23 protein-coding genes are annotated in these 23372 nt (G+C 35.1%); 2 read left to right on the forward strand and 21 right to left on the reverse strand.

Annotated features, from left to right (window positions below; genetic code table 11):
- Positions 1 to 321: 321 nt before the first annotated feature.
- On the reverse strand, positions 322 to 978 hold the full coding sequence (locus ACTNDN_RS08575) for a DUF975 family protein (RefSeq protein WP_235251517.1): 657 nt from the start codon (positions 976 to 978) through the stop codon (positions 322 to 324).
- A 472-nt stretch (positions 979 to 1450) separates the two neighbouring features.
- On the opposite strand from ACTNDN_RS08575, the gene ACTNDN_RS08580 reads away from it, so the two are divergent.
- Positions 1451 to 1756 carry a HesB/YadR/YfhF family protein gene (locus ACTNDN_RS08580; protein ID WP_031537757.1) on the forward strand — a complete coding sequence of 102 codons (306 nt, stop codon included), beginning with the start codon at positions 1451 to 1453 and terminating at the stop codon, positions 1754 to 1756.
- 69 nt (positions 1757 to 1825) lie between these two features.
- On the opposite strand, the gene murA is transcribed toward ACTNDN_RS08580, so the two are convergent.
- The 3 genes from murA to ACTNDN_RS08595 all read right to left on the reverse strand — a co-directional run bounded on the left by murA (position 1826) and on the right by ACTNDN_RS08595 (position 4765).
- A complete protein-coding gene (gene murA, locus ACTNDN_RS08585) occupies positions 1826 to 3130 on the reverse strand; it encodes a UDP-N-acetylglucosamine 1-carboxyvinyltransferase (protein ID WP_031537759.1) in 1305 nt (434 codons plus the stop codon).
- A gap of 28 nt (positions 3131 to 3158) precedes the next feature.
- Positions 3159 to 3941: a DeoR/GlpR family DNA-binding transcription regulator gene (locus ACTNDN_RS08590; protein ID WP_441131068.1), complete on the reverse strand. Its 783-nt coding sequence runs from the start codon at positions 3939 to 3941 to the stop codon at positions 3159 to 3161.
- A 227-nt stretch (positions 3942 to 4168) separates the two neighbouring features.
- Positions 4169 to 4765 (reverse strand): DJ-1/PfpI family protein, encoded by a 597-nt coding sequence (locus tag ACTNDN_RS08595; RefSeq protein WP_031537761.1) that lies wholly within the window; start codon positions 4763 to 4765, stop codon positions 4169 to 4171.
- Between the two features lie 136 nt (positions 4766 to 4901).
- Here ACTNDN_RS08595 and ACTNDN_RS08600 point away from each other — a divergent pair, with 136 nt between their 5' ends.
- Complete coding sequence (locus tag ACTNDN_RS08600) at positions 4902 to 5966, forward strand: DmpA family aminopeptidase (protein WP_441131069.1); 1065 nt, start codon at positions 4902 to 4904, stop codon at positions 5964 to 5966.
- Positions 5967 to 6010: 44 nt separating this feature from the next.
- On the opposite strand, the gene ACTNDN_RS08605 is transcribed toward ACTNDN_RS08600, so the two are convergent.
- The 17 genes from ACTNDN_RS08605 to parE form a co-directional block, all read right to left on the reverse strand.
- Positions 6011 to 6577 (reverse strand): nitroreductase family protein, encoded by a 567-nt coding sequence (locus tag ACTNDN_RS08605; RefSeq protein WP_235251518.1) that lies wholly within the window; start codon positions 6575 to 6577, stop codon positions 6011 to 6013.
- Between the two features lie 113 nt (positions 6578 to 6690).
- Complete coding sequence (locus ACTNDN_RS08610; RefSeq protein WP_031537765.1) at positions 6691 to 7308, reverse strand: NUDIX hydrolase; 618 nt, start codon at positions 7306 to 7308, stop codon at positions 6691 to 6693.
- A gap of 22 nt (positions 7309 to 7330) precedes the next feature.
- On the reverse strand, positions 7331 to 8503 hold the full coding sequence (locus ACTNDN_RS08615; RefSeq protein ID WP_235251520.1) for an ABC transporter permease: 1173 nt from the start codon (positions 8501 to 8503) through the stop codon (positions 7331 to 7333).
- Positions 8493 to 9209 carry an ABC transporter ATP-binding protein gene (locus tag ACTNDN_RS08620; protein ID WP_441131071.1) on the reverse strand — a complete coding sequence of 239 codons (717 nt, stop codon included), beginning with the start codon at positions 9207 to 9209 and terminating at the stop codon, positions 8493 to 8495. Before ACTNDN_RS08620 ends, ACTNDN_RS08615 begins: the two co-directional genes overlap by 11 nt.
- A gap of 356 nt (positions 9210 to 9565) precedes the next feature.
- Entirely contained in the window at positions 9566 to 10228 is a 663-nt protein-coding gene (locus tag ACTNDN_RS08625; RefSeq protein ID WP_441131073.1) for a DUF975 family protein, read from the reverse strand.
- Between the two features lie 172 nt (positions 10229 to 10400).
- Entirely contained in the window at positions 10401 to 11432 is a 1032-nt protein-coding gene (locus ACTNDN_RS08630; RefSeq protein WP_441131075.1) for a glyceraldehyde-3-phosphate dehydrogenase, read from the reverse strand.
- 175 nt (positions 11433 to 11607) lie between these two features.
- Positions 11608 to 12426 (reverse strand): protein phosphatase 2C domain-containing protein, encoded by an 819-nt coding sequence (locus tag ACTNDN_RS08635; RefSeq protein WP_441131076.1) that lies wholly within the window; start codon positions 12424 to 12426, stop codon positions 11608 to 11610.
- A gap of 93 nt (positions 12427 to 12519) precedes the next feature.
- A complete protein-coding gene (locus ACTNDN_RS08640; RefSeq protein WP_031537772.1) occupies positions 12520 to 13047 on the reverse strand; it encodes an AAA family ATPase in 528 nt (175 codons plus the stop codon).
- 27 nt (positions 13048 to 13074) lie between these two features.
- On the reverse strand, positions 13075 to 13968 hold the full coding sequence (locus ACTNDN_RS08645) for a GNAT family N-acetyltransferase (RefSeq protein ID WP_031537775.1): 894 nt from the start codon (positions 13966 to 13968) through the stop codon (positions 13075 to 13077).
- A 17-nt stretch (positions 13969 to 13985) separates the two neighbouring features.
- Positions 13986 to 14627: a histidine phosphatase family protein gene (locus tag ACTNDN_RS08650; protein ID WP_048717473.1), complete on the reverse strand. Its 642-nt coding sequence runs from the start codon at positions 14625 to 14627 to the stop codon at positions 13986 to 13988.
- A gap of 18 nt (positions 14628 to 14645) precedes the next feature.
- Positions 14646 to 15377: a class I SAM-dependent DNA methyltransferase gene (locus ACTNDN_RS08655; protein ID WP_441131077.1), complete on the reverse strand. Its 732-nt coding sequence runs from the start codon at positions 15375 to 15377 to the stop codon at positions 14646 to 14648.
- A gap of 358 nt (positions 15378 to 15735) precedes the next feature.
- Positions 15736 to 15882: a hypothetical protein gene (locus ACTNDN_RS08660; protein ID WP_441131078.1), complete on the reverse strand. Its 147-nt coding sequence runs from the start codon at positions 15880 to 15882 to the stop codon at positions 15736 to 15738.
- A gap of 120 nt (positions 15883 to 16002) precedes the next feature.
- Entirely contained in the window at positions 16003 to 16134 is a 132-nt protein-coding gene (locus tag ACTNDN_RS08665; RefSeq protein ID WP_441131079.1) for a hypothetical protein, read from the reverse strand.
- Positions 16135 to 16197: 63 nt separating this feature from the next.
- Complete coding sequence (locus ACTNDN_RS08670) at positions 16198 to 17262, reverse strand: AbrB family transcriptional regulator (RefSeq protein WP_441131080.1); 1065 nt, start codon at positions 17260 to 17262, stop codon at positions 16198 to 16200.
- A 90-nt stretch (positions 17263 to 17352) separates the two neighbouring features.
- Positions 17353 to 18120, reverse strand: a complete 768-nt coding sequence (locus ACTNDN_RS08675) for a hypothetical protein (RefSeq protein ID WP_031537785.1) — start codon at positions 18118 to 18120, stop codon at positions 17353 to 17355.
- A gap of 425 nt (positions 18121 to 18545) precedes the next feature.
- The gene (gene parC, locus ACTNDN_RS08680; RefSeq protein WP_441131081.1) at positions 18546 to 20981 is read right to left on the reverse strand and encodes a DNA topoisomerase IV subunit A; all 2436 of its coding nucleotides are present in this window, start codon (positions 20979 to 20981) and stop codon (positions 18546 to 18548) included.
- The gene (gene parE / locus ACTNDN_RS08685) at positions 20978 to 22957 is read right to left on the reverse strand and encodes a DNA topoisomerase IV subunit B (RefSeq protein ID WP_284561089.1); all 1980 of its coding nucleotides are present in this window, start codon (positions 22955 to 22957) and stop codon (positions 20978 to 20980) included. Before parE ends, parC begins: the two co-directional genes overlap by 4 nt.
- Between the last annotated feature and the right edge of the window lie 415 nt (positions 22958 to 23372).

Below are 23372 nucleotides of genomic sequence, written 5' to 3' on the forward strand. Positions count from 1 at the left end.
AATCATTCAATATGCATCCAATACTACTCAGCTATTTTATTGTAGATAATAATATTATTATACATTTACTAAAACCATTTATCTATTAGTTGTTTAAATATTTAATATAAACAATTCTTAGCTTGCTATTTAAAATCAGCAATCATTCCATTTTCGCAATACTATATATAAATTTGGCTTATAGATGCTCAGCGGAACCATTTCTATACATCTCTTCTCTCGTCAAGTTTACATAATATTAGCATTTAACCTTTGCATATAAAAAAACAGAGAACAGATTTAGTTTCTGTTCTCTGGGTATCTCCATCAACAATCGCTTAGTTAAAGCGTCTTTTTTTCTGCGATTAATTTATGATAAAAAGTTGCATTAGACGTATAGATATACGGAGTTAACCATAAGAAACCGATTCCTAGAGACAATAGACATAAGAAGCCCCATCCAATAAAGCTTAAGTTTAACAGGAAGAACTTCCATTTGTAACCAACCATTCTTCTTCTGCTTTCTGTAATTGCTTCAAAAACGGATAGCTCTGGATGATCTTTTAAAATCATAAATGTCTGTGAATATGCTAGCCCTTTGATAATTCCCGGAATTAATAATAATAAAGACCATAAGAATGTAAATATACCTATCATGATAGTCGTACCAATGGATTTTAGAGCTAACCTTGCATCCGTATATATCGTAAAAACCTGCGGAATTTCAGGACTTTTCTCTCTAACGATATCGAGATAAAACCAACTAATTGCTATAGTTAATGGGATTAAAATAATACTAATAATGGCATTTAATATGGATGCTAATGGTGGTGTATAATCTTGATTAAACCAATTTAAAATGCCTCCACTAGCATAAACTTCAACAGAGAAATTTATTACCGTACTTAAAATGAAATATAGGAATGTAAGACCTACTACTTTTCCCCATTCCCCTTTTAATGATTGTCTTGCCTCATACTTAATTGCTGAAATTTTCAATGCATATCCCCCTTTATATATATGTAAAAAGACAGATGTACTTATTTGCTGTCTATTTTATTATAGTAATTATATTGGAATACGAAAATGTTTTTTTGACAAAATACCCCAATAATTAATTTTATATCTATTGATGCGCTGGCTTCTTCCCTCCTCTTTTTCTTTTGCACACACTTTTTCCATAAACTTCTATGTATGGTCCTGCCACCTCTCCTCCTTCTTATATACTTCCTCTATTTAATACGAACATTATAGAGAAAGGTTTCATTATTTTTACACCGTATTCAAGCAACTTGTTTTTAGTTAACTAACTAATTAGATGTATCGCTATTGTTCATACCGTAATTTGTCACCATAAATGAACTATTCCTTTGGGATATAAGATTGCTTTAAGCTTTTTTCTTGTATATATACTGAAATAAAAAGATAATTAAAGAGAAAAATTATATATATTTTTTAGGAGGATCGTACGATGAACATACATATTAGCAAAGCTGCTTTAACTTGGTTTAAAGAAGAAGTAGGGTTAGATACGGGAAGTTATGTGCGCTTTTATCCAATGATTTACGGAAATAGTCCCGTTCAAGAAAACTTTTCACTTGGCTTTTCCATCGAGGCACCTGTTGATGCAATAGCAAGTAGTGAAGCAGAAGGAATTCATTTTTACGTAGAGGAAACAGATGTTTGGTACTTTAATGGGCACGACTTATATGTAGAATTTAATGAAGCAATGGATGAAGTGGAATATCAATATAAATTACCAAAAATAAAAGGTTGAAATATATATAACCGCCGATAAACTGGCGGTTATATGGAATTACATATTAGATGATACAATTTCGTTTTACTAGTTAATTTTTTTAAATTCTTCTATCAATCTATCATTTGTAATCTCGTCAGAATGATGTAAAGTGATATTTGCTCCTAGACTATTAAAAGCTGCTACTGCATTGTCGTATCCTCGTTCAATATGTTCAATCCCAGTAATCGTTGTTGTTCCTTCTGCGATAACACCTGCAAGAATAAGGCATATTCCTGCGCGGACATCGGAAGCATTAACTAATGCTCCATGTAAATTTGATTTCCCTTTAATATGTGCAACACCATTTGTTACCTCTATACTAGCTCCCATCTTGTTCAACTGATATACATGATTAAATCGGTTCGGATATATAGTTTCCCGAAGTATACTTTTTCCAGTCGCTTGTGTTAGCAATACGGTTAAAGGCTGCTGCAAATCCGTAGGAAATCCTGGAAACATAGCGGTTCTTACTCTTGTCGCTCTAATTCGACCATCTAAAAAGGATGTAATATTATTTTCTTTTATTTCAATGCCTACACCAATCTCTTTTAATTTCGTTATACAGGAAGTAAGATGTTCTGGAATAATATCTTTTACTGTAATCGTGCCTCCCGTAATCCCAGAAGAAATCAGAAATGCTCCTGCAATAAGGCGGTCAGGAATAACGCTGTAGGTACAGCCATTTAATTGCTTAACACCTTTAATTTTGATTGTATCTGTACCTGCACCGATGATTTTTGCACCCATTTGATTTAAAAATAACGCTGTATCTGTTACTTCAGGATCTCTTGCGGCATTTAATAGAATAGTTTCCCCTTCTGCTAATACGGCTGCTAGCATACTATTAATTGTCGCCCCTGATGTAATTGTATCAAAATAGATTGTTGCACCTTTTAACTTAGAAGCTTCTACTTCATAATAATCTTTATAAAAAGTGAATGATGCTCCTAGTTTTTCTAATGACTTTATATGCTGATCAATTGGTCTGCTTACAAAATCATCTCCGCCTGGATATCCTAGTGATACTTTTTTAAATTTAGCGAGTAATGCTCCAATAAAATAATAGGCTGTTCTGAATTTACCAGATTTTTCAGGTTCAATTATTGTATTATTTATTTTAGTCGGGTCAATATGGACGTCTCCTAAACTATCTCGATTCATTACACATCCAATTTCATCTCCAATTTGACGAAGCACTCCAAAATCTGCGATGTTTGGGATGTTTTTTAAAATTACGGGTTCACTAGCTAAGCATGCTGCCGCAAGAATTGCGAGTGAGCTATTTTTCGAACCAGGTACTGTTAAGGAACCTTCTAGCTTAGAAGGTCCTTCTATGTTTATCCATCTCATTATAAATCTCCTATTCCACTCATTCTAATCAATGTAAATCCGCAAAAATGATTTGCGCTTTTTTCTTTTTTATCTCTTGAATTGTTTTTTCTGGAGCACCTAGATCTGTGATAAGAATATCTATATCCTCCATTGGTATGGATTGCATAAACATTTCAAACCCTATTTTTTCATGGGGTGCAAGGCATACTACTTTTTGGGCAACACTTGATACTGTTTGGGCAAATGCTGCGGCTTCAGGAGTCGACGTACTAATTCCTTTCGCATTAACTCCTCCTCCTGTTAAAAAACAAATATCTAAAGAGAATTTACGCATCATTTCCATAGCAAGACAATCTATCATACTACCAGAAGAAACCTCCCTTAATTTTCCTCCGATTAGATAAGCACTTATATTTTCTTGTGTTCTAATATGTTCTGCAATCTTTAAGGAATTTGTGACGATTGTATAAGGGATATCCTTTGGCAAATACTTTAGCATTCCATAATGAATACCTGCTCCTCCAAGAAAAACAGTATCATTTTTTTTAATAAAAGAAGCTGCTAATTTTGAAATAGCATTTTCATGTGGAGCCCCTACTCCATATCTGATTGATTCTTTCTGTGGCATTGTTCGTACTTTAGGGGTTGGTCCATGAAGAATAGCACCACCATATGTTTTTTGAAGCAAGCCTTGTTCTTCCATAATCGTTAAGTCTCTTCTTATCGAATCAAGAGACATCTCAAATTGAATTGCTAAATCTTTGGCTATTACTTTGCCATCTCTTTCTATAAGTTCTAAAATTCTTTTTCTTCTTTCCTCCGCTAACATACTCTTCCCTTTCACATTAAGATATAAATATAAATTTATATTATTCCGTTTTATTAAGCATTGTCAATTTTATTATTCATTTTTCTTCTTTTTTATTACGTATTGTTCATTTTTCCCGCACCAAGAACATATGTTCCTAACTTTATTTAACAATCATGTTTATGTATTGCTATATAAAAAAATTGCTGCATAAAAGCAGCAATTTCAATCTGTAATGTTTCCCTGAATTAAAGCTCTATATCATATTCCATTCGCTTCGCAGTTTCTGTCATCAATTTAGTACCTACCAAACGCTTTCCAAGATGAAAAGACATATTTATTCCTGCGGAAATCCCTCCTGAAGTAATAATATTCCCTTCATCTACAAATTTAACGTTTTTCACTACATTTACTTCGGGATACTCGTTTTCCAACCTGTCTAGACTTGCCCAGTGTGTTGTTGCTTTTTTTCCATCTAACAAACCTGCTTTTGCTAACAATAATGCACCAGTACAAACAGACGTCATAAATTGTACCTCTTCCATTTGCTGTGATATCCAATGAATAACACTTTCCTTCTTTATTTCGCTCTCTCTTGCCCCAAGCCCTCCTGGAATAATTAAAATATTAAAGGTTGGCATCGTTTCGAAGCTAAAATCAGGGTGCACCTTCAAGCCATTTCTCGCATGTATCATTTGTCCGTTCTCTGAAATGGTATGCACAGAAAATGGTTTCGTCCCATCTTCACTTGTCGTGACAGAGAATACTTCAAATGGACCTGCAAAGTCTAGAACCTCCACATCATTAAATAGAAAAATGCCTACTTTCCACTGTTTATTTTCCATTTTACCCTCCCTAAATCTTTTCTTTCATCATTATAGCTAATAATCCCATTAAGAGGAGTAAATTCTAATAATAAACTTGATAACCTTCTTAATTTTTGAAAAAATAAAACTAACTAAAAGGAAGGCAGGCTACAGAATGAAACAACAAAAAAGAGTGAGAGATTACGGGATAACAGTTGGTAGACTAGAAACAGGCAGTAATAATGCCATTACAGATGTTGATGGTGTTACTGTTGGTCATGTTACATTAAGCAATGGTGATATACAGACAGGTGTAACGGCCATTTTGCCACATCAAGGAAATGTTTTTAAAGAAAAAGTAATCGCTGCAAGCCATGTGATTAATGGTTTCGGCAAAACGATGGGCACCATTCAAATCAATGAATTAGGGACAATTGAAACACCTATCCTCTTAACAAACACATTAAGCATTGGTACTGCTGCTGATGCACTCATTGAATATATGCTAAATCAAAACGAGGAAATTGGCAGATCGACTGGAACCGTCAATCCGATTGTCTGTGAATGTAATGATATGTTCCTAAATGACGTAAGAGCACGAAACATTACAAAAGAACATGTTTTCGAGGCTATCGCTAATGCATCTATTGAATTTGAAGAAGGTTCTGTTGGTGCTGGGAGAGGAATGCTTTGTTATTCATTAAAAGGTGGAATTGGTACATCCTCTCGGTTAATGACAATGGAGCATGGGACATATACAATTGGTGTGTTCGCTCTAACTAATTTCGGGATATTAAGTGATTTAACAATAGCGGGGAATCCAATTGGGCAAGAACTAAAAGAATATCTTCTCCAGGCAAAGAATGACAAAGATCAAGGTTCTGTCATTATTATTGTTGCGACAGACCTTCCAGTGTCAGAGAGACAATTAAGCCGCATCATTAAGCGGGCTGTTTCTGGTCTTTCCCGTACTGGCTCCATCATAACAACAGGTAGTGGTGAAATCGTCATTGGTTTTTCAACAGCAACAAAAATACCTCACAAAAAGCCAGCTTCAAGCGTTCCTGTTTCGACAATCCATGAAGAAGATATTGATTTAGCTTTCAGAGCCGTTGGTGAGGCTACTGAGGAAGCAGTGCTCAACTCCTTAATCACTGCAACCCATGTAACTGGTCGAGAAGGAAATGAGCGTCCTGCCCTTAAAGATTTAATCGATAAATATGCAATTAGTCTTAACTAGTAAAAAACCAGACGCCTGTTTTCATACACCGCGTCTGGTTTTTCTTATTTATATTTTCCTTCAAAGATTGTTTCGACTAACGGACGACGATTGGAAGGTAGCTCACGTGCTTGAAAATCTTCTGGCAATGCATCCTTCTCTCCTTGATATCCAATGGCAATTGCTACTTGAACATTATACTCTTCTGGAATATTTAATACTTCTCGTGCTTTGTCCTTATCAAAGCCACCAATTGCATGTGTTTTTAATCCTTCTTTGATTGCCTGTAAGGATAAGAATCCCCATGCAGTTCCACTATCAAATGCATCCATCCGATTTTGGTTATCTGATATAAGCACCGCTAACACAGGCGCATTTTTGCACCACTCTAAGTTTCTTTCAAAAATAAATGAATGAAATAGTTCACGTTCTGCTTGGGTACGAGCAAGGATAAACCGCCATGGCTGCGAATTATTAGCAGATGGAGCCCAACGAGCAGCCTCGAAAACACGCATTAACACTTCTTCTGGCACTTCTTTTTTTAAAAAAGAACGGGGAGACCAACGATTGATAAAAATGGGATCAATCTCATGGTCTGGTTGACGTAATTGTTGTATTTCTTTTTCGTTCATTAATAATCATCCTCAAAAATTTTTTCAGTTCCCTTCCATTTTAATTTTTTCAAAATTACAAATCAACTAATTGATTTCCCTATTTAATAATTACATGCTCATTTTAAGAGGGGTTAGTCTAAATAAGCAGGTTCCTCTGGATGATGTAAATGTTTAAAAGCTAAAAAAATTTGTGATTCTGTATTTCTTGGTATGGATAGACGCGGAAGTTCATTTTCCGCAAAAAAAGCCACGGAACTTGTTTCCATTCCTTCTTTCGCCTCTCCACCTATAATCTCACATTGAATAAACATCTTATATACATGGTATGGAGAAGGTGGATGAGGATGGCACTTCTTGTCTATTACCCCAATTAACTTAACAGCTTTCACATCGAAACCTGATTCTTCCTGAACCTCTTTTACCGCAACTTCTGCCGGAGTTAACCCAATATCTCCCCATCCTCCTGGTAGCGCCCAGGACTGATCTGTTTTTTCTTTTACCATTAAAATTTTCTCGTCTTTAAAAACCACTGCTCGGATATCCACTTTTGGAGTAGCATAACCTGTTTCATTTGCAAAAAGTTCACGAATGATTGACGTATCAACTTTTGTATATTCCGACATCATTTCTATACTCATTTTTCTAATCTCTTCAAATCGTTCTAAATCATATATATCTTTTGAATACGTCAAGCCTGCTTGAGCAATCGCTTGAAGTTGCTTTGCCCACTGTAACCATTTTTGTTCCATACTATGCCTCCCTTTTTATATTTTAGACAATACCAATCATTTCCTTTAACAACCAAACAATTGTATAAAATAAGATGATGACTAATAAAGCTAGAACGAGCATAATCCATACGCCTCTTTTCCTTGCTGAAAAATAAAAATCACGATCCATATATTTATTCATTAATGGATTATACTGACAGACTTTATCCCATAGAGAAAAAAGCCATCCATACATCATAAAGCAAAAAGCGGTAAAAATTGTTAATTTTAGCCACAAGGGTGGGACGAGAATAATAGCCCATGTTGTACTATTGATTAACATAAAATAGCCATATAAATAACTTGAATTTCGAACCACAATTTTAATAAACAATTCGATCAAGCCATTAATTGGAGTACGCTTTTTAAAAATTCGTTTGGAGTTCCGGAAAAGTAATGGTTTTTTTCTTCTTATCACCACTGGCTTTTCAATTTGCGGCGAAGCCATAAAGATAAATTGAGTAATACTCGATTTTCTTTCTTGCTCCATTTCAATATGTATGTCGAGTGAACCTTTTTTCCCTATCGCTTTCAGACTTAATAGAATCGACAAAATAAGTACTGAAATAGAAATAACATAAACTGGAAGATGATAACCACTATCTATAATACGATACATCCATTGACTGCACCAATTAAAAACCAGAAACAAACAAAGTGTGATGATACTTTTTCGAAAAGTAGAGACAACTTTTCTGATTGGATATTTCAGAAATAGGAGGCACGCTTGTAAAGAACGAAAATAAACAAATAAGACGATAATCTCCTGCCAGCTTAACAAATAATAATTAAGCAAAAAAGGTAGAAGACAACTAAACCCTGCACATATGACAAGCAATTGTTGAAGAAAAGAATAAAGATAAGCCCTTCTTTTTAAGCCACTTAGCAATTCAGGCTTTTTCACCAAAAATACTTTGTCCGCTTCCACAATAAAGGTCCGTATATTTCCGCTCCATGAAAGAAGGTAAAGGAAGAAAAACGGGATGATAAAAGGAATGTTATCAAGCCATTCAGGTAATTCCTTCCACCATGAAAAATATACTGCTGTACAAAAAATAACTGCAGGAATAAGAATATATAAGACTACCGTCCAATCAGCCACAGAACGAAAAACCTGACTTTGAAACTTCCAATTTCTTATTACACGATCATAAAATAGCTGCCTACTTTTCATTCTTAGTACCTTCCGCTAGCACATGAAAGCAATCATACAAGGAGCCATCTGGCAATTGGCACTGTCTTCGTATATCCTCTAGCGTGCCTTTGGCAACGAGGTGTCCATCATGAATCATAAGAAATCGATCGCATATCTTTTCTGCTGTATCTAATACATGTGTAGACATCAGGATTCCAGCGCCACGCTTTCGTTCCGCTTCAATCGATCCTAGGAAAAGCTTCATCGCATTTGGATCAAGTCCCATAAATGGTTCATCAATAATATATAATAAAGGATTCGATATCATCGCAAGAACGAGCATTGCTTTTTGCTGCATACCTTTTGAATATTTCGTTGGGTTTTCATGTGCATGTTTAGATAGCTTGTACTTATCCAATAACGTATTTGCCTTTTCCTTATAAGCTAGTTCTTCTAAACCTTCCATTGCCGCAACAAAATCAAGATGTTCCCATAAAGTTAATTCATCATAAAAAATCGGCCTTTCTGGTAAATAAGAATAAGTGATACCATCTTTGGATGAAATCTCTCCATCTAATTGGTCCATTAAACCAAGCAGACTTTTAATCGTTGTGCTTTTGCCAGCCCCGTTTGGTCCTATTAAGCCAACCAACTCCCCTTTTTCAATTGCGAAATGAATATCTTTGATGATGTCTTTCTTTTTTTCATAGCCAGCTGCTTCTATCGCAACACGTAAAAGAGACATGTCCACATCCTCCCTCTCTTGTTACAAGTACATACGAGTGAAAAGAGGAAAAAGTTTCTATATTGAATAATAAAGATGTATTTTTTCCCAAATAGATACAACTTGCCAATAGTAATAAAGTGGAATGGTTATACAATAATATTATGCAATTGTTCGTGTTTGGAAAGAATTATATAAAAAGTCCGTTGTTATTACCCGCGGTCTGAATACACTCATTTTCCATGGGGCTACGGGCTTTGCCTGTGGGGTCTCACCTTTCTCGCTGATCCTACAGGAGTTTTTGTGTATTCAGACTGCTCAGTTCTTCCATAGAAATAAAGTTTTTCTATTTCCATAATCGTTTATAGAAAAACAATCTAAAGTTCTATTACTTCTTTTTCTGCAATATGGTTCTCATAGAAAGTAGCGTTAGCAGTATATACGTAAGGGACTAACCAAAGAAAGCCAATTCCGATGGAAAGGATACAAAGTAGTCCCCAGCCAATAAAGCTTAGACCTAACAAAAAGTACTTCCACTTGTATCCATCCATTCTTCTTCTACTTTCAGTAATTGCTTCAAAGATTCCAAACTCTGGATTATCCTTTAACAGCAACATCGTTTGGGAATAAGCTAACCCTTTAATAATTCCAGGAATAAGGAACAATAAGGACCATAAAAAGGTAAAAATGCCAATCATGATATTTGTGCCAATCAGCTTCACAGATAGTGCAACATTTGTATAAATGCTAAAAATTTGAGAAACTTGTGGATTTTCAGTACGTACTAAGCCAAGATAAAACCAGATAATGCCTACAGTTAAAGGAATATACAAAAGAGAGATGATAAAATTCCCAAATTCAGAGCCGACAGGAGAGTATTCCTGATAAAGCCAATTATGTATCCCACCACTAAATAAAATATCAACGATTGTTGTGAGAACCATACTAACAAAGAAATAAATGAAAGATATAAAGACACCTTTTCCCCAAGATCCTCTCAGAGCTTGCCTTGCTTCTGTTTTAATTTGTTTTATTTTCATTTCTATTCCTCCTAAATCTAATTAATGAAACTATCCTCCTGTCATTCCTAAATATAAATATGCGTAATATTCCCATTTATGAAAAGGAAAAAGGATATGCTTAGCAAGAGAATAAAAAAGATAGATGCAGTTAGGTACATTACCTTTCTGCATCTATCTTTTTTTCTTTCATTTATACTGCTTGACTATCCATTTTCACAACCATTTTGCTTCCGACAAGCTTGACTAAATCTACCACTCGATTTGAATAGCCCCATTCATTGTCATACCATGCTAGTATTTTCACTTTATTGTGGCCGATAACCATTGTCGATAAAGCATCAATAGTTGCAGATTCGGTCGTTGTATTAAAATCAATAGAAACTAAAGGCTCCTCCGTAATAGCAAGAATACCTTTCAAATTCCCCGTTGATTCCTTCTCAAAGGCTCGATTAACTGATTCTCTCGTCACATTTTTTTCTAAATCAACGACTAAATCTACTAAAGAGACATTCTGTGTTGGCACTCTTAATGCCATTCCATGGAGTTTCCCTTCTAAGTGTGGAAGAATCTCTTTCAAAGCCTTTGCAGCACCTGTAGAAGTTGGAATAATATTTTGCCCACAAGATCTTGCACGCCGTAAATCATTATGTGGATTATCTATATTGTTTTGATCATTTGTAAAGGAATGAATCGTTGTCATTAATCCATTCTTTATCGTAAAATGTTTATCTATAACCTTAGCAATTGGCCCTAAACAATTGGTTGTACAGGAGGCATTCGAAATAATATGGTGTTTATCCATATTTAATACCTCTTCATTCACTCCCATTACGATGGTTGCATCAGCATTTACCCCAGGAGCTGTAAGCACTACTTTTTTCGCGCCGGCATGTAAATGCATTGCTGCTTTATCTCTATTGTTAAATTTCCCCGTAGCTTCTACAACGATATCAATATCCAGTTCACTCCAAGGTAATCTTTCTGGATTGCGATTATTTACTATTAGAATCTCTTGACCATCTATTAGAATCGAATGATCCTTAGTTACTACTTTTCCAGGGAATTTCCCATGAATTGTGTCATACTTTATTAAATGTGCTATCGTTTCAGAAGGATAACTGGCATTAATAGCAGTAATATGTATATTTTCATCATTAATAGCATTCCTAAGCACCATTCTTCCGATTCTCCCAAAGCCATTAATTGCTACTGATATTGTCATATAATCCGCTCCTTTTTAAATATGTTATACTAATAACGATTAACCTTTAATAAGTATAACACATATTAAGTAAAATACATCTTATTTATTGAAATAAGATGTATCATTCTTTCTTATTTGGTTTTAAGAGTAGATAAACATTACTATCTCTTTAGTCAACAACCCACGATTGAAGTCACGAGGATTCTCGGCTAAAGCCTAAATCACTCGGTGTTGTAGCTTCTTTGGTATTTCGAACAAACCAAGATATAATAGTAGTGCTATCACGAATATTTTTATTTTTGATGTCTTTTAACAAATAATAGACACTCTCTTGATTAGAAAATGTTTCAAATCCTTTAAAAATAGATCCTATCTTATGATAATCCGTATTGGGGCATTCAATTAGTCCATCAGTTGTAAGGAAGATATGTGTTATTCCTTTTCTCAATTCTTTCACACCTAGATTATAAGTGGGCACATCTTGATGAAAGGTACTATTTTGTCCAATCCATTCATAGAAGCTTCGATGATTTTGCTGGTATTCTCCCAATTTTGAAAACTCTGGATGATTTAATGCGAGTATGCAGTCGCCAATTGATAACCACCATAAATAGTTTTTTTTTCGCACAACGATTAAACATGCAGTTTCTCCTTGAATCATTTTGCATTGCGCTAGAAATTCCTTGCTGGCGAAATGGTTTAAGAAAAAAGAAGTAATTTGTGGGAATACTTTATTTAGTGGCAATTGTAGAATTGTTTTTATCTCCTCTTTTTTTTCATCCATACTTTTTATCACTAAATCTGCGCTTTGTGCTGTATCATGTGCATCTAAAAGGGTCGCTAATTCCCAATCATCTTGTTCATTTATCCAGATTAAGCAGCCATCTTCATTTTTGTATTGACCTACAGAAGAATTTCCTCCAAATCTGCCTAATACTAGATTATTTTTTAGCTGAAGAATGTTAATCTCATCCACAAAATGTTTGTCACTACCTACCCATTTATATTCCATATAGTTCTTCCTCACATATAAAGCAACATATAGCCATTTCCCATTCCCCCTATGATAAAAATGGATAGAAAATCTAATGTCTCCTTGAAAGAATCAATAACCCTTTCGAAAAAATTTCTGATATGCAACTTTTTTACTCTTAACTACGAAAACCTTTCCCTGATACTCTTGATATTTTTTAAAAAAATCAGGCTTGCCCACTTCTTCAAAGTGTTTATTCCATTGAAACATTTTAAAGAAAATCTTAAAGGAAGGCTGATAATGTGCTTTTTCAATGCCTACCTTTTGCTTAATAAATCTTTTCATAATGCGATAGGTACGAATATAATAATTAGTATCCAAGAAAATAATGGTATCCGCTTGTTGGAAACTGTTCTTTACCCATTCGTCATGATGAACTCCTTCGATAATCCATTTATCTGTTTGGACAATCCTATGTAATAATTTCTCTCGTTCCTCTTCGGTTCTTCTGCTATCTCCATTTTCCTTTCGCATCCAAACGACATTATCGAGTTCATAATATGGAATTTCTAGTTTCGTTGATAATTCCTTCGCTAATGTTGTTTTTCCACTACCAACAGAACCAATGATATGAACTTTAGCTGGAGCAGTTTTCACCATTCAACACCTCCCTATGATAGCCGATTATTATGCATGAGAGGTAAGTGGAAAAAGGATTGGTTCAAGGTTTTCAATCTTTCTCGCATGTCGAATAAATAAAACATCTGAACTCTCTGCAACTATATAATTTCCTTTGCTTTTTAAATCATCTGGTATAAAATGAAATATCACTTTATTCATCGTTTCCGTAAAAAGAGAGGAGAGAAGAGCTTCCATATTTACAATAGATGCACTAATCACATCATATATATGTAATTCATCCTCTATTTTTTCATAAATAACAATAACATCTTCTTTTTCAAAATAATAAGTGATTTCATGAAAAACTTCGATTAAATAAAAGAATAGCAAATGAGTATTCTGTTGTACTCCACAAATGGTAGAAACAGGAGCCCGCTTATCAGCAAGTCTTTTCATGAGACAAAAGTCCTGGCTATTATTTACATCTAACTTTCGAATAATGGAGGGATTCTCTTCTTTCATATGGCAACCAACAGTCAAGTCCATATGAAAGCTCCTTTCCTGCAACCTACCAAATCCAAATTTCGGATAAAAATCAAGAACAGATGAATTAGCAAATAAATAGATAAAATCATACTGGTGTTCATATTTCGAAATAATATGATTGATTAATTTAGCCGATAATCCTCTATTCCGGTAGTCTGGATGTGTCATGACAGTACCAAGCTGAAGTGCCTTATACGCTTTTTTATGAAGGATGATATCCATTTTATTAATCGAAACATTGGCTATCACTTTTTCACCATCTAAAAAGGAATAACAAATATAGTCATCATTCCAGCAACCAAGCTGATCCCATCTGGAAAAGTCGATTTGAAAAACTTGTTTAGCTAATTCTATAAAACTCTTTTTATATTGTATGTTTTCTTTATAATTCGATATTATTGAATAGGGGCTCATTTACTTTCTCTCTTTTATTATTTTTCTATGCTTAAAGATACCTTTCCACTATCTCGGAAAGACGCATCTGCTACTTTTTCTACTATCATTTGTCCATCTTTCACAAGGATAACCGATACACAGCAATTGTCATGATGGGGGAATCCTTCACTATTTAAGAGGGACTTCATCAAAAAGCCAATAGTGACACCATGTGAGAAGACTGCTATATTTCCACCAGTATCTTTATGTGCAGATATGATATCCTCAACTGCAGCTTTTGTTCGATTTATTAAATCAGTAAAAGATTCTCCATCTTGCACTTTACTTTCCACATCTTTAAAGGAAAAGAGTCTATCCAGAATATCACCATGCTCCGCAATAATGTCTGCCTGTAGCATTGCTTCAAACATACCAAAATTCATTTCCTTTAATCGTACATCTTTTGTTAATTGAATTTTTCTCGTACCTAATGCATATTTAGCAGTATCTAAAACTCGCTGACTATCACTTGCATAAGCAGCTACAAAGGGAATATCTACTAAACCAGCTCCTACAGATTTCGCTTGCAGTATCCCATTTTCCGTTAAGGGAGAATCACAAAATCCTTGCATCCTTTTCTCAATATTATATTGGGTCTCTCCATGTCTTATAAAATATAATCTCAATTCGTTATCCATTCCAAACATCCTTTCTTTTTATTTTTCACAGGATAAAATCAAGAAAAGCGGAATTCTCTTCCGTCTTTCAAAATCTTTTTTTTGCTCAAAGTTCTCTTGCTTTGGCATACCTTCCCGTAAATCTGTTACTTTATAGCCTGCTTCCTTTAACAGCCGAAAATATTCTTCGATTGTCCGATGATACTTAACTACATCTTCGCCTATCCATTGCTCTGTTCTTTCTCCCATTGAAAAATAATCATCCACAATCCAATTCGTTCTTTTCTCCGAGGAAGCGGCGCTCTCAATTGTAGAAAGCAATAGTGGGTGTTGAACACTGAAGACAAATTTCCCATCTTCCTTTAACTGATTATATATACCGTGAAAAATCGTATGTAAATCTTTTATATAATGAAATACTAAACGGGATACAACTATATCGACCTTGCTATTCATAAAATCCCAATCTTCCAGCTTAGAAAGATAAACCGAAGCAGTTGTTCCATTTACATGCCGGGAAGCTTCGTCAAACATTCTCTTAGAACCTTCCACACCAATATAGCTTTCTGCACCTTTTTCTAATAGCTCTACACCGAAATTCGCATCTCCGCATCCTAAATCAAGGATAGACTTCCCATCGATTTCCCCTACTAATTCATATAAAATCGGCCGTTCTATGCTATTATTAGGACTTGTCTCTCTATTTCTTCTTGCTCGATAATTTTCAAAAAACTGCTCATTATCATATACTGAGGAACCTTTATATGCCATTTATTCACCTCTTTGAATTTCTCGCAATTTCTTTACAATTGATTCTACTAAAATATCATAGCATTCTTCTCCAAAATGAATTCCATCATTATGTACGCCTTTTAATATCTTCTCTTAATCTTATTTAATCACCACCTTACTATAAGAATATTCAAGCATTTTGTTTCTATCCTATTTTATACCATTTAGCTTAATTCGTCTTATTCTTTTCTTTGATTAACTGAAATAAAATAATATCTTGCTCTGTACGTTTATTAATTATAGGAAAAAGAGAATACTTCTTTGCTTTCGTTTTAATAAAATTGAATATTAAGAATATTAATTATGGGCTAAGTCCTTAACTATACCTCTTCGAAAATCATGTGCTTTCAGCTGTATACCCCATTTTTTTATAAAATTGTTGTGCATTTGTTCGATCTGGACGATTTCCGCTATTTAATCCAATTCCATCGACACCGAGATTCTTTACAAAGCTTTCCACTTGCTTCAATAAAAGCTTTCCCATCCCTCTGTTCTATAGTTGCAGTCTACTACAAAGGCAATGATTTGAACATAAATAACATCTTTATTATAAAGTGAAATACGACCATCCCAACCACCTTCTTTTTATAGCAAGCTATGAAAATTAATGATTGGGACTAGCTTCAATAACATGGAATCGAATTCTCATTTGCTCTATGGTAATCTGATAATCAAGTTGTTCCATTAATATAGCTAATTCTTTCCTATCATCTGAAGTTGCTTTCCTTATCTCCATTCCCTGAACTCCTAAAGAAATAATAATATGAGCATACAGAAAAAGAAACCATAGTATAATCATCTAACCTTTTCGTTCCTCCAATCGTTTTTCCACGCGTTGAAAACCCCATTTCATAATAATAGGCACACAAAATAAGATAAATAATAAGCGAAATAACTGATAGGTTGTGATAATCGGCAAGTTAGCATGAACAGATTGTCCTAGCACTGCCATTTCCGCCATTCCACCAGGTGCTAACCCAATAAATGCAGTTAATAAGGAGATATCACTGTCTAGGCTAATTAAAATATAACCAAGTAATAATGAAAAAAGAACGAGTAAAGTGGAAGTTATCGTTACAACACTTAAAAACTTCGCCTTATTTTCGATATTTCCAAATTTAATTTGCAGTCCAAGATGAATACCTATTAATGTTTGCGCAACACAGGTTAAAGTAATAGGAATTGCTGGCACATCCATCCCAGCAATTGATATCGTCGCAATAAGAAGCATCGGACCAATCATAAATGGTGCTGGAAACTTCCACTTTTTCACTAACCTGGCAAGAAGAAAGCAACAGAAGAGGAGCAGAAAAATCATCCAATGATAGCTTGCACTGTCAGCAGTAGACGTCACCGTTGCTGTGGCTTGATTTCCATACAGAATCGGACTATAAACAAGGAGTGGAACGAGAATGATGACGGATAAGATACGGCTTATTTGAATAACTGTTACAACAGTTAAATCAATTCCTTTAATTTCAGAACTGATGGCAATCATTTGGGATAAACCACCAGGAATACTACCTGCAACAGTTGATTTTAAATTGCTGTGTGTTAACTTCGAAGTGATAAACGCAAGGATTAAACTAAAAGCAATCATGATAACAGTCATTAAAAGCATCGATGGTAAATGACTACCCATTTCTACTAATGTCTGTTTCGTGAATTGCTTTCCAATGAGGTATCCAATGACAAGGAGCCCGATATCTCGAAAAGAGAAAGGTAATTTAGGAGAATTTTTGGCAAGTCGAACATAAAGAATCGTACTGAACATGGGGCCAAGTAGCCAAGCAAGGGGAAGTTGGCATACTTGAAACACCCATCCTCCAAGTACAGCACTTAAACATAATAAAAGTAATGACATGATTTCGATCCCTTCTATAAAAATAAGTACTCTCATTATACTACTTATTTTCCCTTAAAATGAAGGACTACTTTCATTTTTTGATAATCATTAGTTGCCTTTATAGCTTATTTCCTTTACTTTTACTTTTTGCAGCACCCATTCTTGCTTATTCCAAGTCCACCAAGTTTCCAAGTAGCCAATGGTATCAACAGCAGCTAATCCACTTATCCGTTGTTTTCCCTTGATAGCAGTTTGATTATTTAGTCTAGTTACCTTTAACTCAGAAAATGGAGATAAGATTAACTCGGTCGGTTCATTTAATCTTCCTTTATGGTAAAGGCCAAGCTTTTCATAATGATGTCTGCGATCATATAAATCAAAAATATACATTTTTTCTTTATTTATCTTTAATTCTGCTTTATATGCATCCTTAAACTGGCTTTCTACTGATGCTAACTCTGGTTTTTGCAATTCTACTAATTTATTTCCTTGCAACTGAAAGAAATAAAAACTCTTCTCTGTTCCTCTTTCATTCGCAGATACAGATAGCAATAATTCTTTATGGTGATCATCATTTATATCCATTATATGTAATTTAGGATCAAAGCCACCTTCAACGGCTAACGTTGCAGTCTTATCTTTTTGAATAGAAACATCAAGAAATAATTCCTTAAAAAAATTACTATTTTCAGGTTGATCTGAAGCATCTCCCTTTAATTGAATCATTTCTTCTTGCCCATCACTTGTAATATCCGTTTTTTCTTCTAGGATAAGTTTATTGGTCTTCTCATCCTTCTCCATTGCATAAACACCAGTAATAGCAGTTAAAGTCATTAAAAAGAAAGCACTCAAAGCAACAAGTAATTCCCTTCTCATGCTAAAACCTCCTAACATCATAATAATTTTAGCATGTCCTTTTTTGGAAAAATCATGTAAGTAAGGAAAAGAATTTTTAAAAAATAACGGATAGTTGATTTTTTGATGCTGGATATGTGTATTGGTTTTGGATGGAGAGGCAGGAACGCTATTTTTCGCTTAACCCTAGTTAAAAGTGGTTTTCATTCCTTTGATGAACACCATTTTTCCCTTAGCTCTTACCGAAAGTGGTTTTGATTTCCCTGTTGAACATCATTCTTACCGTATCCTTCCCAACAAATTCTAGCTTTCATCACTTACTATATATCTCATAATCGCTCCCGCTCTATAATACAAGTATTTCAACAAATGAATGCCAATACACCAAACAAAAAAAGACTCCCAATCGCAAAGACACTTTGCAAATTGGGAATCTCTTTTATTAATTATGCTTCCTCTTGACTAGCTTTTTCTTCCCACAATTCGATAATCTTTCCTGCCTCTGTTTCATCGATAACAAAGGAGCCATTCGAATAGCGATCATTAAAGCGGAGCTCTGCAATTTTCACAGATTCTATCTCCCCTTTTTCTGTTTGTATGTAAACTGTATCTTGTGCTTTGACAACAGCCATACCAACAATTCGATGTGGGTTTGCTTTTAATTCACGAAGCATAATTAACCCACGTTTTGCTCTTCCAGAGAATTCAAATTCAGAAAGCTTCATTTTCTTGATAGAACCACGCTGTGTAATAATCACGATACTTTCTGTTTGCGGATTTGTAATTACTTTTCCAGCTACCACATAATCGTTGTCTTTTAGATTAATACCTTTGACACCTGCTGCTCTTGCTCCAACTATATTGATTTCTTCTTCATGGAATCGTAAAGAATAACCTATATGTGTGGCAATTAACACTTCTTGTTTGCCATTAGTAAGGTGAACATCAACTACTTTATCATCACCTTTAAGATTAATGGCTACTAGCGGTTTTGAATAGCGTTGTGCTCTATAATTAATCAATTCTGATTTCTTAGCCATTCCATTTTTCGTAAAGAAAAGCAGATATTGAGATTGTTCAAAATCCTTAATTGGCATAGCATTTATAATTGATTCGTCTCGGTCAATTGGAATAATATTAGAAATATGCTGTCCTAGATCCTTCCAGCGTATATCCGGTAATTCATGAACAGGTAAATATAAATAGTTTCCTTTATCTGTGAATAATAATACTACTTCTGTTGTGTTCACATCAATTTTAGAAAGAATTCTATCCGTATCCTTCATTCCGAAATCCTGGCCATTGCTTGCTGCGTAAGAACGTTGACTTGTTCGTTTAATATACCCATCCTTTGTGACAGTTACAATCACATCTTCACTCGCCACTAATACTTCAAGATTAATTTTGATTTCCTCAATTTCATCTTGAATCAATGTGCGTCTTTCATTAATAAAGCGTTTTTTTACGTCTTTTAGTTCCTTTTTAATAACAGAAAGCAATTTCTTTTCACTTGCTAGAATTGCGGTCCACTCTTCAATTTTTTCTGCTAATTCTGCAGCCTCTGCTTCTAATGCAGTTATATCTGTATTCGTTAAACGATATAGCTGTAATGAAACGATTGCTTCTGCTTGTGGCTCCGTAAATTGATAAGCAGCGATTAAGTTATTTTTCGCATCTCGTTTATCTTTAGATGCACGAATCGTTGCGATTACTTCATCCAATATCGATAGCGCCTTAATTAAACCATCAACAATATGTTGACGATCCTTGGCTTTTTGTAAGTCAAATTCTGTACGTCGTTTAATTGTTTCCTTTTGATGTTCAATATAAGCATCTAATAAAGCAATGATGCCCATTAGTTTCGGACGTTTGTTATGAATGGCAACCATATTAAAGCTATAAGTGATCTGCAAATCGGTGTTTTTAAATAAGAAATTTAAAATCCCGTTTGCATCGACTTCTTTCTTCAGCTCAATGACAATACGCAAGCCTGTTCGATCGGTTTCATCTCTAACCTCTGCAATTCCTTCTACTTTTCGATCTAATCGCAATTCATCAATTTTTTTAACGAGATTGCTCTTATTTAACTCATAAGGAACCTCCGTAATAACGATTTGCTGTTTGCCGCCTCGTAATGTTTCAATTTCCGTTTTCCCGCGGACAATAATTTTCCCTTTTCCAGTTTCATAGGCTTTTTTAATGCCTTCTACTCCTTGGATAATACCGCCTGTTGGAAAATCCGGTCCTTTAATGTGCTTCATGATGTCTTCAACCGTACAATTTGGCGAATCCATTCGCTCAATCACACCATCAATTACTTCCCCTAAGTGATGGGGTGGTATATCTGTTGCATATCCAGCCGAGATACCTGTTGAACCATTCACTAATAGATTTGGGAATTTTGCAGGCAGAACGGTCGGTTCGTTGGATGTATCATCAAAGTTTGGGATGAAATCAACGGTTCTTTTTTCAATATCACGCAGTAATTCAGCTGAAATAGCAGATAGCCTTGCCTCTGTATAACGCATTGCTGCTGGCGGATCACCGTCAATGCTTCCGTTATTTCCATGCATTTCAATTAAGACATTTCGAACCTTCCATTCTTGACTCATCCGCACCATGGCGTCATAGACAGAAGAATCTCCATGTGGATGATAGTTACCAATTACGTTACCGACTGTTTTGGCTGATTTCCGAAAATGTTTATCATGTGTATTACCTTCTACATGCATGGCATAAAGGATACGGCGCTGTACAGGCTTCAACCCATCCCTCGCATCAGGAAGTGCCCTCTCTTGAATGATGTATTTACTATACCGTCCAAAACGGTCACCGATAACATCTTCTAAGGGTAGATCACGATATTGTTCTAATGAACTCATGATGGACTTCCCTCCTCTGCAACCGTAATATTTTCATTTTCTAAAATGTTCCCTTCATCTTCTAATCCGAAGGCAACATTTGATTCAATCCATTTTCTACGTGGCTCTACTTTATCTCCCATTAATGTTGTTACACGACGCTCAGCCCGTGCAAGATCATCAATTTTCACCCGGATTAGCGTTCTTGTTTCTGGATTCATTGTTGTTTCCCACAGTTGATCTGCATTCATCTCGCCTAGACCTTTATAACGTTGCAGGATATATCCTTTACCAATCTTCTTAATCGCATCTTGCAGGTCATCATCACTCCATGAATATTCGATGACTTCTTTTTTTCCAGAACCTTTGCTTACCTTGTATAAAGGTGGTAAAGCGATATATACTTTCCCAGCTTCAACTAGTGGTTTCATATAGCGATAGAAAAACGTTAACAGAAGTACTTGAATATGAGCTCCATCGGTATCTGCATCCGTCATGATAATGACTTTATCATAGTTAGCATCCTCTACCTTAAAGTCCGCTCCAACCCCTGCACCGATAGCATGGATGATTGTATTAATCTCTTCATTTTTAAAAATATCTGCTAGCTTTGCTTTTTCTGTATTGATAACTTTCCCACGAAGAGGCAGTACCGCTTGGAAACGACGGTCTCTTCCTTGCTTCGCAGATCCACCAGCTGAATCCCCTTCCACTAAATAAAGTTCATTTTTCTGTGGATTTTTTGATTGCGCAGGTGTGAGCTTACCAGAAAGAACCGCTTCGCCACGCTTACGCTTTTTGCCGCTTCTTGCTTCTTCTCGCGCTTTTCGAGCTGCTTCTCTTGCTTGTGCTGCTTTAATAGACTTTTTAATCAAAAGAGAACTTACTTCAGGATTTTCTTCAAAGAAATAGGCTAGGTGTTCAGATACGACCGCATCTACAGCTGATCTTGCTTCACTTGTGCCTAATTTACCCTTTGTTTGTCCCTCGAATTGTAGTAAATCTTCTGGTACACGAACAGACACAATCGCAGACAGCCCTTCCCGAATATCAGAACCATCTAAGTTTTTGTCTTTTTCTTTTAGGAGGCTGACTTTTCGAGCATATTCATTAAACATACGTGTCATCGCTGTTTTCGCGCCAGCTTCATGGGTACCGCCGTCTTTTGTACGAACATTATTCACAAATGACAGAACATTTTCGGAATAACCATCGTTGAATTGAAAGGCATATTCTACTTCAATTCCATTGCTCTCTCCCTCTAGGCTAACAACTGGATGAAGAGAATCTTTCTCTTCATTTAAATATTCTACAAATGCTTCAATCCCATTTTCATAATGGAAAACACTTTGCTTATTGTTTCTTTCATCAATAATTTCAATTCGCAGTCCTTTTAACAAAAAGGCAGATTCTCTTAATCGCTCACAAAGTGTTTCATAATTGTACGTTGTTGTGGAAAAAATCGCTGGATCTGGCTTAAAGTGAATCGTTGTTCCAGTTTGGTTTGTTTTCCCGATTCTTTCAAGTGTCGAAACAGGTTTACCACCATTTTCAAAACGCTGTTCATAAACAAAACCATCACGCTTAATATTTACAACAACCCATTCTGATAACGCGTTAACTACAGATGCGCCTACACCATGCAGGCCACCACTTGTTTTATAACCACCTTGTCCAAATTTTCCTCCAGCATGAAGAATGGTAAAGATAACTTCAGGTGTTGGCTTTCCAATCTTATGCATTCCAGTTGGCATTCCACGTCCTTTATCCTTCACACTTATGGAATTGTCACGATGGATTTTTACAATAATCGTATCTCCAAATCCAGCCAGTGCTTCATCGACTGCGTTATCTACAATTTCATATACAAGATGATGCAAACCTCTAGAATCTGTACTCCCTATATACATCCCAGGACGCTTCCTTACAGCTTCTAATCCTTCTAACACTTGAATGGCATCATCATTATATTCGAATGCTTGCTGATTCTTTGCCACTGACATACCCCTTTCACTTCTACAAATCCGACATATTATCTTTCTATGTATCATGTCGAACAATTGTTTATGTATTCGTCTAAAAAATGAATTATCCTCTTAAATATTAAAATTTAATGGAATAACTACTTTTCTTTATTAGACGACCTTAAAAGAAGGCTTCTCTTTCCACCTTCTTTTTCGCTTTCAAATTTATTGAATTTTTAATAAACAGTTGTTGATACCAATTCCAAAACAGAACAATTGTTCTTACATCGTATTGTAGCACATAATCTCATTTTTCACGTTCATTTTTTTCATTTTATCTTTCGATTTTTTCCCGGCAAAACCAATATTATACCAATCATCAAAAAAGCAAAAGTATTTTTTTAAAAGGTTTCCCTCTATTTATCTATATTATGTTAACACAGATTCT

Origin of the sequence: Niallia sp. HCP3S3_B10 (assembly GCF_052064465.1) — a bacterium.
GTDB classification, from domain to species: domain Bacteria; phylum Bacillota; class Bacilli; order Bacillales; family Cytobacillaceae; genus Niallia; species Niallia hominis.